Consider the following 18,467-nt stretch of genomic DNA (forward strand, 5'->3'; position numbering starts at 1 on the left):
TTAGATTGAATGAATTACCTATCTGTTGAAAATATCTCAAAATCATATGGAGAAGTTGAGCTTTTTAATGATATCTCCTTCGGAATAAATGAAGGTCAAAAAATTGCTTTTATAGCTAAAAACGGAACAGGAAAAACAACTATATTAAACATTATAGCAGGTATTGATAGTTCTGATAGCGGCCAAGTAGTTTCAAGAAAAGGTTTAAAAATTGAATATCTAGCACAAGAAGACACTTTAAATGATAGTTTAACAATTGAACAAACCATTTTTGATTCTGATAATGACACGTTAAAGATAATTTCTGAATACGAACATGCACTAAAAAACCCTTCCGATGAAAAAGCTTATCAGCACGCTTTTGAAAAAATGGAACAACATAATGCGTGGGATTTTGAAACACAATACAAGCAAATTTTATTTAAATTAAAACTAGAAGATTTATCCAAAAAAGTAGGTTCTCTTTCTGGTGGTCAACGCAAGCGATTAGCGTTGGCCGTAATTCTTATTCATAAACCAGATTTATTAATTTTAGATGAACCAACAAATCATTTAGATTTAGAGATGATAGAGTGGCTTGAAAACTACTTTAAAAAAGAAAAAATTACCTTATTTATGGTAACACACGATCGCTATTTTTTAGAACGTGTTTGTAATGAAATTGTTGAATTAGATAATGGTGAATTTTATACTTATAAGGGGAATTACTCTTACTATTTACAAAAAAAGGAAGAACGAATAGCTGCTGAACAAGCAAGTATATCGAAAGCTAAAAATTTGTTTACCAAAGAATTAGATTGGATGCGTAGACAGCCAAAAGCTAGAACTACTAAATCTAAATCTAGAATTGATGATTTTTATAAAATAAAAGAAGAGGCTCATAAAAGAAGAGATAATCACCAAGTTCAATTAGAAATAAACATGGAACGCATGGGTTCTAAAATTTTAGAATTGCATCATATTTCTAAATCGTTTGGTGATCTAAAAATTTTAAACAAGTTTGAGTATAATTTTTTACGTGGTGAACGAATTGGAATTATTGGTAAAAACGGAACAGGAAAGTCGTCATTTTTAAATCTTATTACTCAAAAATTGCCTGTTGATTCCGGTAAAGTTGTAGTTGGTGAAACCATAAAATTTGGATACTATACTCAGGACGGAATTAACCCAAAACCGGGTCAAAAAGTAATTGAAATTATTAAAGAATATGGTGAACAAATACCATTAACAAAAGGCAGGAGCCTTTCAGCAGGTCAATTACTTGAACGATTCTTATTTAGTAGAAAACGCCAATATGATTTTATTGAAAAATTAAGTGGTGGCGAGCGTAAACGTTTGTATTTATGTACCGTATTAATTCAAAATCCAAACTTCTTAATTTTAGATGAACCCACAAACGATCTTGACATTATTACACTAAACGTTCTTGAAAATTTCTTATTAGATTTTCCTGGTTGCTTATTAGTAGTTTCCCATGACCGTTATTTTATGGATAAAATTGTAGATCATTTATTTATTTTTAGAGGTAATGCTATTGTTGAAGATTTTCCTGGAAATTATTCAGATTATAGAGCTTACGAAGATTCTAAACCATCTCAAGAAATTGCTCAAACCCCTAAAGTTGACACTCGCCAAAAAAACAATAAAAAAACCACTCTTACCTTTAAAGAGAAAAAAGAATACAATTCTATTGAAAGTGAAATAGAGACTTTAAACAATGAAAAGAAAGAAATTGAGGCTAAATTTTTAGATACTACTATTTCTGGTGATGAAATTAATAAACTCTCCATAAAACTTCAAGAAATTCAATCAAAAATAGAACAAAAAGAAGAACGTTGGTTTGAGCTTGAAGCTAAGTTAGAGGATTAAACACTGATAATATTTTTATTGACATTAAGAAGTGGTTCATTGTTAAAACGAAGTAATAACTGAGCAACTGAAATAGTATCTTTTTCGCAATATTTCACAATTCGTTCAATGTCATTCTCTTTATAATAAACAGTACTTACTTCACTTCCACTAATATCATCTTTTGGCGAAGGAATCCCTAAAATTGATGTTAATAATTGTAAGGAAGTAAAATGTTTGTAATCACCAAATTTCCATAATTCCATAGTGTCTAAATGTGGAATTTCCCAAGGCTTTTTTCCAAATAAATTTAGTTTTTCTGGCAATGCTATTTGATGGATTATCATGCGTCGAGCTATATAGGGAAAGTCAAATTCTTTACCATTATGACCACATAACAAGTGTTGAGATTTATTAAAATGATTATTCAATAGATTTTTAAAATCTTCTAAAATTTTAATTTCATCTCCAAAAAATGAAGTAACTCTAAAAACTCTATCGTTCGTATTAAAATTAGTAAAATAACCTACAGATATGCATACAATTTTACCAAACTCAGCCCAAATTCCAGCACGTTCATAAAATTCCTCTGGTGTAAATTCATCTTTTCTCTGATATTGAGTTTTTAATGCGAATAGTTGTTGTTTTGACTCAGATAAATTCGAAAAAAGTTCAACTTCTGGAACCGTCTCAATATCTAAAAATAAAATATTTTCAAAATTAATTTTAAGATTCATACTTTGTTGTGTTTTTTAAGTTTTACTCAATAATAAGTTTTCGTGTAGCTATTTTGTTATCTTCTTCCACTCTTATCATATAAATTCCAGCTGGTACATTTGGGATATTCATAGGATTATTATAATTAGTTTCATTTTTATAAACACATTTTCCGAACATAGAATATATTTCAATTTTAAAAATCGATTTATTTCTTGAAGTAATAAATAATTTACCATTTGAAACCGGATTTGGATATAATGTAAAGCCTTCTATTTCATTTTTAACAACAGGTAAAGTTTGAGTTGTGTTTGGCAAGCCAGGAGTTGCAACTATTGGTACACTCCAAGTAAAATCCGTGTATTCTGAACCAGAACCAATGAGTTGAAGGGAGTAACCAACAGGAGTAGTAGCTTCTGTTTCTACTACACCAATATTTTCTGAAATCATACCTGCCGCGGGACCATCAATAGCAGTAATAATACCTCCATAACTTAAAAATTGAATTACATTCCCAGAATTATCTACAAGAGCAAATCCATCTGGGTTTCCGTTTTGAATTTCTTCCTTTGGAAACCATAATGTACCCATATTATTTTGTTGGTTTGGAATAATACCTGATAAATTTAAAATTGTATCGTAAAGACCTCCATTTGATCCATTGTACAACCTTACCTGATAACCTGCTAAATCAATTCCAGCTGGTCCACAAATTTCAACTCCTTCACCAACATCTCCACCAGTATTATCGTAATGAATTTCATTTATAAAAATAGTTTGTCCAAAACAAATAGAGGTCACAGTAAATGCAACCCAAAATAGGTAGTTCTTTTTCATATCAATTTATTATAGTTAACTTTTTCAAGTTAAAAATAGAAAATTCGAACTAAAAAATATAATTTATCACTAAATAATTCTTTTGAAAATTTGATTTATCATCAATTCCCGCTTTAAATTAACATACTGTAAGTTTAATGTTAGTAAAATGTTATAATTTTAAATACATTTACTATGAATTACTTAGCTCCTATTATTAATCGCTATTTTTGAATGCTTTTATTGATAAACAATTAGTACATATGAAAAACTCAGAGATAAAAATCTTGTTAGTTGATGATGAACCAGATATTTTAGAAATTGTTGGTTACAACTTAAAAAATGAAGGATATACTGTGTATACCGCAAAAAATGGTCTTGAAGCAGTTGATAAGGCAATAAAACATACTCCTCATTTAATTATCTTAGATATTATGATGCCGGAAATGGATGGAATTGAAGCTTGTGAAAAAATTAGAGGAACTAAAGGTTTAGAAAACGTACTAATTACTTTTTTCACAGCTAGAGGTGAAGATTATTCTCAAGTTGCTGGATTTGATGTTGGAGCTGATGATTATATTACTAAACCAATAAAACCAAAAGTTTTAGTAAGTAAGATTAAAGCTCTTTTAAGAAGAATAAAAGTGACAAAAACTATAGAATCAACAACTACTGTTGTAATAGGCGATATAACTATTGATAGAGAGGAATATGTAGTTATAAAAAACAATAAAAAACTTTCACTTCCTAGAAAAGAATTTGAACTATTCTCATTATTAGCCTCAAAACCAGGAAAAGTTTTTAAACGTGATGATATTTTAGACAGTGTTTGGGGGAATGAAGTTGTTGTTGGTGGCAGAACTATTGACGTACACATTCGTAAATTACGTGAAAAAATAGGCGATAACTATTTTAAAACCGTTAAAGGTGTTGGGTATAAATTTACACTAGATGAAGATTAAAAAAACATATTCTTTTGCATTTTGGACCTCATTATATATTTCTTTTATAGCACTACTTGCATTGTTATTAGCAACTAAGTTGTTTTCTAATGTTAGCATTACTCTTAGTTTTTCATTTGTGCTAATTGGTGTTATTTTTATCATGACTTTTATTATAAGTCAATATAGGCTTGAAAAATTTATTTTTCAGCGTTTAAAAAAAATATATGACAGCGTTTCAATTTTAGATTCTTCAGACTTTAATAAAACATCTATTACATCTGACGTTGATAAACTCTCTAAAGAAGTTCAAAAATTTGCTGAAAACAAACAAAAACAAATAAAAAGCTTAACGCTTCGGGAAAGTTATCGAAGAGAATTTTTAGGGAATGTTTCACATGAATTAAAAACACCACTATTTACAGTACAGGGTTATTTATTAACGTTGGCTGATGGCGCAATAAACGATAAAAATATTAGCCATAAATATTTAGAAAGAGCCAATAAAGGTGTTGATAGACTTATTGCAATAGTGAAAGATTTAGATTTGATCTCTAAATTAGAATCAGCTGATTTTGATTTAAACAAACAACATTTTAATATCATTGAAGTCATTCAAAATGTATTTGATTTACTTGAAATGAAAGCAAAAAAAAGAAATATCTCATTACTTTTTGATAAATATTATGAATTTCCAATTATGGTAATTGGGGATGTTGAACGCATTGAACAAGTTTTAACAAACCTATTAGTAAACTCAATAAAATACGGAAAAATTGGAGGTATTACCATTATTAGTGTTGAGAATTTAAAAAAAGAAAAAATACTTGTGAAAGTAGCTGATAATGGTGAGGGTATTAAAACAGAACATCACAAAAGATTATTTGAACGTTTTTATAGAGTTGACCAAAGCAGATCAAGAGAGCAAGGGGGCTCTGGCTTAGGACTTTCAATTGTTAAACATATTGTTGAAGCGCACAACGAGCAAATTTTTGTTGAAAGTGAGTATAAAAAAGGTTCAGTATTTTCATTTACGTTGGAAAAAGTTGAAAAAATTTAGATCAATACTCGATTCTTCTCTTTTAAATCCTTTAAAAAATTTTAACTCTTTAAAATTTTCTATTTTAAAATTATCTTGAGTTGAAAAAGGTATAATTACTTTTTTATTTAAAATTTCAGCTAAATATTCTTGTTCATACTGACCAGGAGTTGGAATAAAAAAAGCTTGTTTTCCTAAAACTGCCAAATCCATAATTGTTGAATATCCAGAGCGAGCAAGTATAATTTCACTTTGATTCATTGCTCTTTCTAAATCTTTGGTCAATAAATAATTTACTATTTCAATACTACTAGAAGCTGCTATTTTTTTCTCCGCTAAAACACCTCTCACGAATAGCACGTTTCCTTTGTAATTTTTTAACTCAACAAGTAACTTGTTTTCTAGCAAAGATCGTTGTGGTTCTGGTCCTGAAAGTACTACCAATAAATTGTACTTAATCTCTAATTTTTGATAAGTAAATCTGCTTAAAACACCTACATATTTCAAATTTAAATTATGCTTTTCCAAATGTCCTAATTCTCCTGAATAATTTGGTTCTCCTTTTATATCAGGAATCCAACATTCATCAAATTTTTTAATAATTTTTTGATGTATTTTTGAAGTAATCCAAGTAGTTATTCCTGAAAATACTTTCAATTGGTGCGTGATATAAACTGAAGGAATTTGTTTATTATATACTCCAAATCTGTTATCAGATATAATTCCAATAATGTTTTCCTTTTTAATAAGTTGCTCAACTATTTTTTGTTCTTTTTTTGAAGCTGAAACCACTGAAGGAATTTGAACTAAAAGTTTATACCTTAGATTTTTACCATTCCGTGTGTACTTGATGTTATAAGACGGAAGTGAATAACTTTTTAACCTAGGAAATTCTTTTTGAAGTAATAATAAAGCATCACCATCACTCGCCAAAATTGGCTCATAATTTGCTTTTATTAGGGCGTGAATAATGGGTATGCAACGTGTAGCATGACCTAATCCCCAATTTAACGGTGCAACAAGAATTTTTTTTTACAAGTCAAAACCAATATCTGTTCTAAAATTCATCTTATCAAAACTAATTTTTTCAATGTTTTGATAGGATTGATTTAATGCTGACCTAAAATTATTTCCATAAGAAGTAATCGCAATTACGCGTCCTCCATTGGTAATAATTTTGTTTTTTTCTATAGTTGTACCCGCATGAAAAGCAATTGAATTTTTAACTTTCTCAAGCCCATGAATTTCTTTTCCCTTTTCATATGCTTCAGGATAACCACCTGACACTAACATAACAGTACAAGCACTATCTTCTTCAAAATTAATAGTTTTAGTATGCAATTCATTCTGTCCTGCAGCAATTAGCAGTTCGAGTAAATCACTTTTAATGCGCGGTATCACCACTTCGGTTTCCGGATCTCCCATACGGCAATTGTATTCTATTACCTTAGGCTCATTCCCAACTTTTATAATTCCAAAGAAAATAAACCCTTTATATGGAATACTATCTTTTTGCAAGCCCTCTATCGTAGGTTTGATAACGCGCTCTTCTATCTTTTGCATAAAGTCATCATCTGCAAAAGGAACGGGTGAAACTGCTCCCATACCGCCCGTATTAAGGCCAATATCTCCTTCTCCAATTCGTTTGTAATCTTTTGCATTTGGAAAGTTCACATAGCTTTTCCCATCGGTTAAAACAAAACAACTCAACTCAATTCCATCTAAAAACTCTTCAATTACAACTTTACTACTTGCTGCTCCAAATTTTTGATTGGTTAGCATTTCTTTTAACTCGTCTTTAGCTTCCTGCAAATCATTTAAAATTAATACGCCTTTTCCTCCTGCTAAGCCGTCAGCCTTTAAAACATATGGTTTATTTAATGTTTCTAAAAATTGGTAACCTTCTTCCAAATTTTGACTTGTAAAACTTTTATAAGCCGCTGTTGGAATATGATGACGACTCATAAATTCTTTCGCAAATTCCTTACTTCCTTCTAATTGAGCAGCGTACTTTTCTGGACCAATAACTGCAACACTTTTTAAGGTTTCATCATTTAAAAAGAAATCATGAATTCCTTTTACCAAAGGATCTTCTGGCCCAACTATAACTAATTCAATGTTATTTTTTAAAACTACTTTTTTAACAGCCTCAAAATCATTTGGATCTAGCATTACATTGGTTCCAAGTTCTAAAGTTCCTGCATTACCTGGTGCAATAAACAACTTAGTCAATAATTCACTTTGTGCTATTTTCCAAGACAATGCATGTTCTCTTCCTCCAGCTCCTAAAATTAGTACGTTCATTTGTTCGTTGATTTTTATTTTGAAAAATAGTTTTAAAAAATTTGTTCTAAAATCTTTTCAGTTATTACATATGTTGGTAATACTCCTGTTGTTCCTAGGCCTCCTGAGGCCAATGTACTCCCCGTTTGTAATGGATTATCTGATGCATAATAAGCATAGCGCACCTTAACTTTACTCGAAATATTCCCTCGAATTTTTGAAGCCGCTTGTATTGCTTTTTGATAATGTGCTCCTTCCATTTCTAACCCGGTAACTTTCCAAGTAGAATCATAAAAGAATTTTAGAATATCTTTATTTTGAAGTGATGTTCCAAGAACGGTAACCATCGCGCCAGTATACACGTTTACTCCACAACCTTCAAACATTCTTTTTTTAAGTTGATTCTTGAATGGGTAGTTGTCTGCTGTTCCTTCAAAAATATGAGAAGACGGTATCATGATATCTCCTTTTCCACCCTCCAAAATACCTGCTTTTCCCATAATTGAAATAGACTCAATATTGAGGTGATAATTTTTACTGTTTTCACAAACATATGGCTTTAAAAGCTCATCCATTGTTTCATAAGCTTGCTCACCAAATGCATAATCCATGACAATTAGTACAGGTTTTTCTTCATTTTCAAGAGTTCCATCAAAAGAATATTGAGTTTTACTCATATCAATTTTCGCAGTATCAATAATTTGAACATTAATATTGGTTCCTGAAGTATCTTTTATAAATGTTAGGCCGTTGTCAGCAGCATAATCCATCACTTGTTTACGTAAATCTTCATTCTCATCATCACTTAGCAATTCATATAGCGAAATAGTATCATTATTTTTAATTTGCTGCGGTAAAACAATTGGTGCATAAAGAGAGTTCATTACACTATGCATATTAGCGCTAATAATATGAAGTGGGCGTTTTAGTAATTTCTGTTGATTTAAAACGTCTTTAATATTTGTTGCCCAAACTTCTCCATAAATATGATGCCCAATTCTTTCTCTTAAAACAGGGCTAAAATTAATAGCTCTTTTTATACCATAAATTTTCTCACTTAGCGCAATATGCCCTAACCAATAAATAATTTGAAAAAAGCGATCTGGATTCTTTTCTTCACCTAATTCTTGGTGGATACTTTGTGTTTCCTCAAAAGTTCTACCCAGAATACTTGCCATATGGGCTAACATAATATCTCTATTGTCTCTAGATAGTTTTCTATTATGTAATACTGTATCTTCTAATTTTTTCCACTCCCTAATAGTTTCACCCTCATCATTTACTAAAACTTTATTCGCAATTTTATATGATTCAACAAATAAAAAGGTAAGATGTGTTAGTATGTCATAAATTTCAGATCTTCCACGTGTTACTTCAATATTCATTTGATCCTTGTCTATTCTAAAACAAGTTCTTCTTCGTTTAGGCGGAATAATAGGTTTAAAATGTGAATTTGAATACCCTTCATCGGCGGTTAAATTAATGTATCTACATTCTTCAATTCCCTGAGGTAAACGCTCGATAGCGTAAATTAACCCATTTAATTCTACTTTTTCTTCAGCAATTGATCCGTATATTTCTGGTCTAAGTACCAGCAAAGCTTCTCTTAATGCATCTCCTGAAATTCCATTTGGTTTATAAAAACCTCTGGTAAATAAATGGCGCATTGATATGTATAAACGCTCTATGGCTTTTGATGATTCTTGAGCGCGAGTTCTTCCTTTAATTGTTGAATGTGACATATTCTAAATTTGAGGTATCAAAGATACAACTTAATCTATTTATTTAGTGAATTGTAATCTGAGCAATTTATATTTTTAATATTGAATTGTACTTTTGTGAATCGTATAAAATTGAGGACGCTTTTATAATAACATTATCAAAAGCAGCTTTTTGTTTATAAACGCCTTCATCATAGTAATAACGCTTTACAATTTCCTCGGTTAACTTATGTAAAATCTCTTCTTTATTTTTGTCTAATTCTTTTAATTTTTCTAGCTGTATTTTCTTTAACAATTCAGAATATGTTTTATCTAAATCAAGACTTAATCCTTCTGAAATTGCTTTCTTTTTTGCTTTATTAAATTCAACTTCTGTATCGGTTTCAAAAGCTTCATTATTTTTAGATACGTATAACTTCAGTGAATTAAAATCGCTATCACCTAACTGAAATGTTGAAGGTTCTGTAATTGTTGTGTGTTCATAAAAATAATTTGTAACAAAATTTAGAAAAGCATCAGAATTAAATAAAGCTTCTGTAGTTTTTGTTGTTGTTGGTTTTTCAATTTCAATATCTGGTAAAATACCACCTCCACCATAAACGGTTCTTCCAATTTCAGTTTTATATTGTTCTCTTCCTGCATCAGAAAATTTTGGAATATTTCCTTCTTCATCTCTATTTGTATAATCTAATTCTTGAATACATCTTCCGCTAGGTGTATAATATTTAGAAATAGTTAATTTCATTTGTGTTCCATAAGAAAGTTCTCTGTACCGTTGAACTAAACCTTTCCCAAAAGAACGCTCTCCAACAATAACTGCTCTATCATAATCTTGTAACGAACCCGCTAAGATTTCAGATGCTGAAGCTGATCTATTATTGACAAGTATTGCAATTGGTATTTCTAAATCTAATGGTTCTTCACGTGTTTTAAACGTATCACTCCACTTTTCAATTTTAGCTTTAGTGGTTACAACAATTTTATCTTTAGGTATGAAATAATTGGTAATTTTTACCGCTTCCATCAATAAACCTCCAGGATTACTTCGAACGTCTAAAATTAATTTTTTCATTCCTTCATCTTTCAATTCTAAAAATGCTTTTTTTACTTCAGAAGCTGCCTTTTCATTGAACGTGGTGAATGAAATATATCCAACCTCAGCATCTAACATGGTATAATATGGCACTGGGTTAATTTCAACTTTTTTACGCGTTAACTCAACTTCAATCTTTTTATTTTGACGTTCAATTTGGAGTTTTATTTTAGTGTTTGGCAATCCATTTAACAATGTTGAAATACCATTTCCTTCAAAATCTTTTACTATAAAATCATCTATTTTTAAAATCTTATCTCCGGCCTTTATTCCAGATTTTTCGGCTGGAGAATTCTTTAAAATTTCTTTAATTACGAGTGTTTTATTCTTAAAATTTGTAATGGCTCCAATTCCACCATATTGACCCGATTGCTCAATTCTTGCACCTTCCACTCCTTGCTCGTCATAATAACGAGTATATGGGTCTAAATTTTGAAGCATATGATTTATTGCATTGCTAGTAAGTTTTGCCGGATTCACTTCATCAACATAATACATATTCAACTCTTTAAACAATGTAGTGTAAATATCTATTTGCTTCGCAATTTCAAAAAAGTTAGATTGAAAACCGATAGAAATTAAAACAGAAATACTTACAAAAACACCAACCCCAATTTTTTTAATTTTATTCATTTTTGGTAATTTTAACTAAAAACTTATCACATAACTTTAAAATAGATTGCTCTAAATCATTCAAACTAAGTTCCTCATTTGACATATAAATAAACATAAATATATATTGCTTATTTAAATTTTTAACAAAACAATGTTTGTTTTTTCTATAAACTTCCCTCATCAATCGCTTTATTCTATTTCTATGTACTGCTAATTTTACAGCACGTTTTGGTACTGTAAATCCAACTTTCACAGGAAACTGAGAATAATGCTCTTTTTCCAAATACACTAATTGAAGTGGAAACGATTTTATACGAATACCTTCTGCAAATAATTGCTCAATTGCAGCTTTACTTTTTAGTTTTTCGTCTTTTCCTAAGGTATAACTCATTAACACAAATGTAATGAATAAAAGATTTTAAAAAATCAATTGGTAAAGACTTTAATTCTTAAATTTGTAAAAAACATTAAACATCTATTTATGTCTCAAGATTTATACCAAGCTCCAGATTATTTTCAATTAGATGAATTATTAACTGAAGAGCATATTTTAGTACGAGATGCAGCTCGTGAATGGGTAAAACGTGAAGTTTCTCCAATTATAGAAAAAGCCGCACAAGACGCGAAATTTCCAACTTCAATTGTTTCTGGATTGGCTGAAATTGGTGCTTTTGGGCCATATATTCCTGAAGAATATGGAGGAGCGGGACTAGACCAAATGGCGTATGGATTGATTATGCAAGAAATTGAAAGAGGTGATTCTGGTGTTCGGTCAACAGCATCTGTTCAATCTTCATTAGTTATGTATCCTATTTGGAAATTTGGAAGTGAAGCGCAAAAACAAAAATACCTGCCAAAACTAGCGAGTGGAGAATTTTTAGGTTGTTTTGGATTAACTGAGCCTGATTTTGGTTCAAATCCAGGCGGTATGGTTACCAATATTAAAGATATGGGTGATCACTATGTACTTAACGGCGCTAAAATGTGGATTTCAAATTCGCCATTTGCTGATATTGCTGTAGTTTGGGCAAAAAATGAACAAGGCCGTATAAAAGGTTTAATTGTTGAACGTGGTATGAAAGGGTTTTCTACCCCAGAAACGCACAATAAATGGTCTTTAAGAGCTTCTGCAACGGGTGAATTAATATTTGATAACGTAAAAATTCCAAAAGAAAATATATTACCTAATAAAGATGGTTTAGGAGCACCTCTTTTATGTTTAGATTCTGCTAGATATGGAATTGCTTGGGGAGCAATTGGAGCTGCCATGGATTGTTATGATACGGCTTTGCGTTATGCAAAAGAACGTGTTCAATTTGACAAACCAATTGCTGGTTATCAATTACAGCAAAAAAAATTAGCTGAAATGATTACTGAAATCACAAAAGCGCAATTATTAACTTGGCGATTGGGTACGCTTAGAAATGAAGATAAAGCTACAAGTGCACAAATTTCTATGGCAAAACGAAATAATGTTGAAATGGCTATTAATATTGCTAGAGAAGCGCGACAAATTTTAGGTGCTATGGGAATTACTGGTGAATATTCTATTATGAGACATATGATGAATTTAGAAAGTGTAATTACCTATGAAGGAACGCATGATATTCACTTATTAATTACCGGTATGGATATTACGGGACTGCCTGCATTTAAGTAATTGATAAACAATTAAACATAAAAAAAGGCTTTAAAATTAAAGCCTTTTTTTATGTTTATTCAACAACTATTTTTTTAGAAAAAATTTCACTATTAGCATTAATATATACCAAATAAACTCCGGTATTTACTTGTAAAGGAAGATTCATTTCAACATCGAAAATAAGATTGTCCCAATTTGAAACAAGCTGTCCCATAGTATTAAAAACTTGGACTGTATTAATTTTATTGTTTTTAGAGTTCTTTACAATAAGTTGACGGTTTACGTTATCCATATAAACAATAATTTCATCACCCAAAATAACCTCTTCAACTACTGGTTTATTTGACTCAAAAACTATTGAAAATCGACCCAAATATTCTCCTGGTTCAAGATAAATCTCGAAATCATTTGCAGAGATATTATGTAACATTCCCGTAACATTATCTTTTACATATAATTTTGTATCCTCTGAGACATTTAATAGCTCATCGATTTTAATAGAAATTTCTCCCCCGTTTTCAGTTTGAATTCCTAATTGAAATTCTTTTTTGCCTAAAATTTCATTCGTAGCTTGAATCACATATTTTGAGTTATCAAGCAACCAAAACATATCATCATCAAATAATTGATACATTGCCGCATCATAACCCCAATCAATTGCATCAGAAGCGTTTTCATCAATAGTAAGTAGTAATTGTCTATGATTAATTTCAGGTGCATCAAAACCAATTCTAAATTTAGGTCTTAGGTCAATTGTATTATCATCTGTTAATTTACCTTTTGTAGTTGAACCTTTCATAAAAACTGAGTTTCCTGACGATTCCGTTACAAAAATACGCTGTCCATTATTAAACTCAATGTCTCCACCATCTGCATCTGCTTCAATAAAAAAACCTTGTCCCACAGGAATATATCTTTCTGGAGCACCTTTAACTGAGGAGCCTCCACTTAACCCTGGGTATGAAGATGCTGGTACACCTCCAGACAAACTATAAGTTGAATAACCTGCTTGATAATCTGCAAGATTATGAGAATTACCACCATAATGCTCCCAGAAATACAATGCGCCACTACCACCTATTGAACCCGTACCAGACGGACTATTGTCCATTAAAAATTGATTGGCATCTAATGCTGAAGGATACGGATTTCCAACAAGGTAATTATTATCCGCTCCAACTGATAACAAAATCGTACCATTATTAGGCTTCCCAATAAACACATAGTTTTGCTCTCCAATTGCTCCAGTTCCTTTTAAGCTAAAACCTTCTGCTGAATAAATCTTACCTGAGTTCCCAATAAATTGCCATTGGCTATAATCACTATTTCTATCAGAAAATTTATACATCCAAATTGTACTTAAAGTAACCGGTGAAATACTACCATTTAATCCAGATGTGTATACTATGGATCCTGGAGTGCTATTTGTTCCATCTCTTAATGCATCATTTATTGTTGTATAATTTCCATTAACATCAGTAGCTGTGTAAACGGGTGATGACCAATAATTATATCGATATAAATTACCTTCTCCTTGCTGTTCTATTTCAATACTTCCAGTACTTGCATTATCAAAAACACTACCTGTTGTTTGAATTAATTGTGATTCACCTTCTAAATCAATAATTCCATCAAGTACTATTGTTCCAGCAATTTCAAAACTATTATCTAAAACGGTAAGTGAAGACCCATTTTCAAATTCTATATTATTCACGAAACCTGAATTTCCTGCAGCATAAATGATAGGGTATCTTGAAAGACCTGTGGGTATTAATACATCGGTATTATTTGTTATTGAAGGTACTTCACCACAACTCCAATTACCATCTATATTCCAGTCATCACTTACTGTACCTGTCCAAATATTAGAACTCCCACAAGTTACATTAATACTATAATCTTCAACTTCTCCATCAAAACCTGTTTCGCAACTTGTTGGATATTCATTCCATTCAGCAGATACACGCATTCTTGTGTTTCCAATTACTGCATTTGAAGGCACAGTTATTGACAATGGAGATAAGTTTGTAGCTCTATTATCATTATTATTTCTAAAACCTAATTCATATCTTTCATTGGCATCATTAAAAACACCATCCTGATCCCAGTCAATCCAAGCTATAGCATAAACTCTATAATTCCCATCCGTATTCACATTTACTGTTAAAGGGTAAGTTGTTCCTCTCACAATTGTAGTTGAAATTGAAGTAAAATCTGAATACCCATCATAAATATTAATAGGTGTTGGATTTGAAATGGTATTAAAATCAACTAATCGAATACCTGTAGTATATGGATCTGTATCATCTCCTGTAGAAAAACAATACATACTTCCATAAATTATTACATCATCTATAAAAAACCTGTCATTATTATCACTATTGTCAGGGTCAACTACAGAAAATCTTATTTGAGCATTTGAAGGTAAATTAGCAGGCGCAGCAATTGTAACTGTATTTAAAAAATAATTTGTACTTTCTAAATAGTAAACTCCATCAATTACAATAGAGCCCATAATTTGCCAATTAGAACCATCAAAAAATTCAACTCTTAGTTGCTCCCCAGTCTCCATTTGTCTGGCTCTAAAACTGAATGAAACTGATATAAAATTAAATGAACTAGCATCAAATATAGGTGAAATTGCTACTTCACCTTTTAATATACGTAAAGAAGAGGTACCTTGAATGGTATTTCCATTACTCACATAATTTAATTGCCCTCCATTTGTCCAACTAGCTGGCCTCGTATCAAAATTTTCAGTTATTATTTGAGAAAATAATGTGTATGAAGAAAACATTAGCATTAAAAAGAATACCTTCCTTAGAATGTATAAACTATTAAACATTGATAATCTTAATTTGATAACTTTTGCAAAAATAGTAATTTTTAAGTAAACTTTAAATCTTCAACTCTATACAAATTCATAAATGTATACATACGAATATATTTACTGAATAATCATTTTTTTTGTGGCCATACCTAAGTTAGTGCTTACAGTTACAAAGTAGATTCCTGGGTTTAAATTAGAAGTGTTCACTGTATGTGCTGTGCTATAATTGTCATTTATTTTTCGTTCAAACACTGTTTGACCCAATACATTTGAAATTACCACATTAAAATCTGTAATTTCTCTTGGTACATTTAATTTTAATTGTCCATTTTTTACTGGGTTTGGATATAAAACAAACTCACTTAATAGTTCATCTTGGATACCTAATGTTGAATCTATAATATTTATTTTATAATCTTCTACTTCACCAGAAAACCCTGTTTCACAACTTGAAGAAGTACTACTTGCTTTAGCTGAAATTCTCATTCTAGTTGCACCAGTTTTCGAGTCATTCGGAACTAATATTCCATAATTAGAAATAGTAGTTGGGGTAGTATCACTAAATGTTCCAATATTATTAAAAGTTTCTCCTGAATCTAAAAAATCGCCATCACCATTAAAATCTATAAAAACACTTACATTTAAGGCTGGGGTTTGGCCTGTTATTTTTTGTGTAAGTCCTGTAATAGATAAATTATATGTATTTCCTATATCTACAGTTGAAAAAATATCTGTAAAATCAGAGTAATCTACTGATGAAATTGATGTTTTATTAATAGTTGTCTCACCTACAAAAGTAACATTTGTAATTCCTCTATTTGATGTGTCTCCTGAAGAATCACAATAATTTGGTTCTAATGTAGTGAATAATGATGAACTGCTATAACTTGATGAAGTTGCTCCACAGACGCTTCTCACTTGATATTCATAATTAGTATTTGAAGTTAACCCTGTTAAATTATGACTATTTGTTGCCATATCTAAAACATCTGTCCAAGTTGAAGAACCGACCACTCGATAGCGCAAGTCATAAGTTGCAGAAGATATTAAATCCCATCCTACTGTTGCGCTAGAGGATGTAATTAATGATGAATTTAAACCTGTTGGAGTACTAACGACGCAAGGAACTGTAATTTGAATTATTTTAAAATCATCTAAATAAAACCCCTCATAAGTACTTGAATAATTTACTTCACCAATATTATTACCATCTGTTCTAAAATTGAATCTGAATTTTGCATTAGATACATTTTGTAATGAGCTATTATTTGAAGCATCTATTACTATTTCTTCCATCACCCAATTATCCATTTGATCTCCATCATAAACTAAACCTGAACTAGTAGCTTGTGAATTAAAATAAACACTTTTATCACTGCTATAAGAGCTTCTAGCGCTATTTGTAAATGAACTTGATTCTGGTTTATTGTATTTTCCATTCAATTTAACCCAAGAAGAGCCATTATATCCCTCAATTTCAACAAAATCAAAGTTTCGTTCTAAATCCCATTTTGAATAAAATTGAATTAGAATTTCATTTCCTCCAGATAAATCAAATGAATTTGTAGTTGTTAATGTGTTATTAACGTTGCTAGCATATGGTATAGCTGCACCTGCTTTTATTGCCCTAGATCCTGACCAAGAACTTAAATTTGAGTTTACCCAATTTGTAGATACTACCCAATTTGAGATTGAAATATCTGTATCAGGATTGTCTTCAAATAGTACACTAGGTTGGTAATATTTCACAAAATTAGCTTCATAAATAATTCCATCATCATTACTTAATGATACTTTATATTCAATCTTTTCATTTGCCACAATACCACTATTTAAAACCAATGCTGCTGTTACATTTCTTTGCTCAAGTACTGACATTCCGGCTAAAGTTGCAGGTAATGGGGAAGTAATTGATTGAATATTACTAGAAGTTGGTGTTATTTGTAATGTAAAATCACTTGAAGTTTGCCCAATACGTTCTACACCAAAAGTTAAATCTGAACTTAATGTAGCTACATCACTTTGTGTTAAATCATGAAATTTAGCATATTTACCGCCATAATAAGCATTCATAAGGTTAATACGAACCATTCTTTTAGCTATAGGAATAATATCACTTGGAGCAGGCCAAAAACCACCCTCACTGCTATCATTAGCTCCATTTTCTGGAGTGGTTGCTAAAATATTCATTCCTGAACCTGTTGAGCCATTTCCATCAACTGTTCCTCCTAACATCCAATCATCTGCAATTCCATTTGCTGGTGATAATACTTGCGCTCCTGATATGTATCGGTTGTACCTTGTCATATCTTGGTGCCAACGTGCCATTTCATCTTCTCTTAATGAAACTTTTGTAGGAATTCCACCGTAAGGATGTGGTATGGCATTGGCATATGAATGTTGCCAAACCGCAGTTTTGAAATTTTTAGAAAGTATAAAATCTCTCATTATTTGCGATTCTGGTTCTGAAAAAGCAGAAGGTCCTCTATATGTAGACCACCAATAATTACTACTGGAGCCACTTGCGTCTCCCGCACTTCCCCATAAGTAATCAAAGTTCCTATTAGGGTCTACTCCATAATTTTCTATGTAGTTACTATTGTTGGTTGGGTCACTAGTTGAGTAACCTCTTAAATTGGTTCTATTCATTCCACCTCCATTTGGGTCTTCTTTTTCATTCCATCTCAACCCATCAGGATTAACTATGGGTACAAAAAATAGCTCATTATTATCTACCAAATGTTTTATAGCTGAATTTGTAGCATAATTTTCCAACAAAAACCACATAAAATAAATATTTCCCATTAAACTGCTCAATTCTCTTGAGTGAATCATAGAAGTATATAAAATATCTGGTTCATTTGGGTCGTTTACATCGATTCCTGTTGTTGGCGAAATTCCGTCTGAAATCTTTACATAATA

General features: G+C 30.9%; 13 protein-coding genes. 4 read left to right on the forward strand and 9 right to left on the reverse strand.

Going from position 1 to position 18,467, the window contains the following annotated elements; translation table 11 throughout:
* Positions 1–9 precede the first annotated feature (9 nt).
* Complete coding sequence (locus HKP59_RS09935; RefSeq protein ID WP_291806340.1) at positions 10–1,869, forward strand: ABC-F family ATP-binding cassette domain-containing protein; 1,860 nt, start codon at positions 10–12, stop codon at positions 1,867–1,869.
* On the opposite strand, the gene HKP59_RS09940 is transcribed toward HKP59_RS09935, so the two are convergent.
* A complete protein-coding gene (locus HKP59_RS09940; protein WP_291806343.1) occupies positions 1,866–2,585 on the reverse strand; it encodes a 3'-5' exonuclease in 720 nt (239 codons plus the stop codon). The genes HKP59_RS09935 and HKP59_RS09940 overlap by 4 nt on opposite strands.
* A 22-nt stretch (positions 2,586–2,607) precedes the next feature.
* Positions 2,608–3,402 (reverse strand): T9SS type A sorting domain-containing protein, encoded by a 795-nt coding sequence (locus HKP59_RS09945; protein WP_291806346.1) that lies wholly within the window; start codon positions 3,400–3,402, stop codon positions 2,608–2,610.
* A 242-nt stretch (positions 3,403–3,644) separates the two neighbouring features.
* Here HKP59_RS09945 and HKP59_RS09950 point away from each other — a divergent pair, with 242 nt between their 5' ends.
* Both HKP59_RS09950 and HKP59_RS09955 read left to right on the forward strand, forming a co-directional pair.
* Positions 3,645–4,343 carry a response regulator transcription factor gene (locus tag HKP59_RS09950; RefSeq protein WP_291806348.1) on the forward strand — a complete coding sequence of 233 codons (699 nt, stop codon included), beginning with the start codon at positions 3,645–3,647 and terminating at the stop codon, positions 4,341–4,343.
* Entirely contained in the window at positions 4,333–5,382 is a 1,050-nt protein-coding gene (locus tag HKP59_RS09955) for an ATP-binding protein (RefSeq protein ID WP_291806350.1), read from the forward strand. Before HKP59_RS09950 ends, HKP59_RS09955 begins: the two co-directional genes overlap by 11 nt.
* On the opposite strand, the gene HKP59_RS09960 is transcribed toward HKP59_RS09955, so the two are convergent.
* The 5 genes from HKP59_RS09960 to rnpA form a co-directional block, all read right to left on the reverse strand.
* Entirely contained in the window at positions 5,350–6,294 is a 945-nt protein-coding gene (locus HKP59_RS09960; RefSeq protein ID WP_291806353.1) for a glycosyltransferase, read from the reverse strand. The genes HKP59_RS09955 and HKP59_RS09960 overlap by 33 nt on opposite strands.
* A 99-nt stretch (positions 6,295–6,393) precedes the next feature.
* Entirely contained in the window at positions 6,394–7,665 is a 1,272-nt protein-coding gene (gene purD, locus HKP59_RS09965) for a phosphoribosylamine--glycine ligase (protein WP_291806356.1), read from the reverse strand.
* A 32-nt stretch (positions 7,666–7,697) separates the two neighbouring features.
* On the reverse strand, positions 7,698–9,386 hold the full coding sequence (locus tag HKP59_RS09970; protein ID WP_291806359.1) for a hypothetical protein: 1,689 nt from the start codon (positions 9,384–9,386) through the stop codon (positions 7,698–7,700).
* A 67-nt stretch (positions 9,387–9,453) separates the two neighbouring features.
* On the reverse strand, positions 9,454–11,091 hold the full coding sequence (locus tag HKP59_RS09975) for a S41 family peptidase (RefSeq protein WP_291806362.1): 1,638 nt from the start codon (positions 11,089–11,091) through the stop codon (positions 9,454–9,456).
* On the reverse strand, positions 11,084–11,464 hold the full coding sequence (rnpA, locus tag HKP59_RS09980; protein WP_291806364.1) for a ribonuclease P protein component: 381 nt from the start codon (positions 11,462–11,464) through the stop codon (positions 11,084–11,086). Before rnpA ends, HKP59_RS09975 begins: the two co-directional genes overlap by 8 nt.
* Before the next feature lie 90 nt (positions 11,465–11,554).
* Between rnpA and HKP59_RS09985 the strand changes: the two genes are divergently transcribed.
* Complete coding sequence (locus HKP59_RS09985) at positions 11,555–12,733, forward strand: acyl-CoA dehydrogenase family protein (protein ID WP_291806366.1); 1,179 nt, start codon at positions 11,555–11,557, stop codon at positions 12,731–12,733.
* A gap of 55 nt (positions 12,734–12,788) precedes the next feature.
* On the opposite strand, the gene HKP59_RS09990 is transcribed toward HKP59_RS09985, so the two are convergent.
* Both HKP59_RS09990 and HKP59_RS09995 read right to left on the reverse strand, forming a co-directional pair.
* On the reverse strand, positions 12,789–15,560 hold the full coding sequence (locus HKP59_RS09990; protein WP_291806368.1) for a GEVED domain-containing protein: 2,772 nt from the start codon (positions 15,558–15,560) through the stop codon (positions 12,789–12,791).
* Between the two features lie 102 nt (positions 15,561–15,662).
* Positions 15,663–18,467: M14 family zinc carboxypeptidase (locus HKP59_RS09995; RefSeq protein WP_291806370.1), on the reverse strand; the 2,805-nt coding region annotated here is incomplete at its 5' end.

This window comes from Lutibacter sp., from assembly GCF_013041805.1.
GTDB lineage: Bacteria > Bacteroidota > Bacteroidia > Flavobacteriales > Flavobacteriaceae > Lutibacter.

What these genes read in the sequence shown, in the direction of transcription:
- HKP59_RS09975 (WP_291806362.1), bottom strand. Translation starts at nt 11,091, where the DNA reads ATGAATAAAATTAAAAAAATTGGGGTTGGTGTTTTTGTAAGTATTTCT.
- HKP59_RS09945 (WP_291806346.1), bottom strand. Translation starts at nt 3,402, where the DNA reads ATGAAAAAGAACTACCTATTTTGGGTTGCATTTACTGTGACCTCTATT.
- HKP59_RS09950 (WP_291806348.1), top strand. Translation starts at nt 3,645, where the DNA reads ATGAAAAACTCAGAGATAAAAATCTTGTTAGTTGATGATGAACCAGAT.
- rnpA (WP_291806364.1), bottom strand. Translation starts at nt 11,464, where the DNA reads ATGAGTTATACCTTAGGAAAAGACGAAAAACTAAAAAGTAAAGCTGCA.
- HKP59_RS09940 (WP_291806343.1), bottom strand. Translation starts at nt 2,585, where the DNA reads ATGAATCTTAAAATTAATTTTGAAAATATTTTATTTTTAGATATTGAG.
- HKP59_RS09985 (WP_291806366.1), top strand. Translation starts at nt 11,555, where the DNA reads ATGTCTCAAGATTTATACCAAGCTCCAGATTATTTTCAATTAGATGAA.
- HKP59_RS09935 (WP_291806340.1), top strand. Translation starts at nt 10, where the DNA reads ATGAATTACCTATCTGTTGAAAATATCTCAAAATCATATGGAGAAGTT.
- purD (WP_291806356.1), bottom strand. Translation starts at nt 7,665, where the DNA reads ATGAACGTACTAATTTTAGGAGCTGGAGGAAGAGAACATGCATTGTCT.
- HKP59_RS09970 (WP_291806359.1), bottom strand. Translation starts at nt 9,386, where the DNA reads ATGTCACATTCAACAATTAAAGGAAGAACTCGCGCTCAAGAATCATCA.
- HKP59_RS09990 (WP_291806368.1), bottom strand. Translation starts at nt 15,560, where the DNA reads ATGTTTAATAGTTTATACATTCTAAGGAAGGTATTCTTTTTAATGCTA.
- HKP59_RS09955 (WP_291806350.1), top strand. Translation starts at nt 4,333, where the DNA reads ATGAAGATTAAAAAAACATATTCTTTTGCATTTTGGACCTCATTATAT.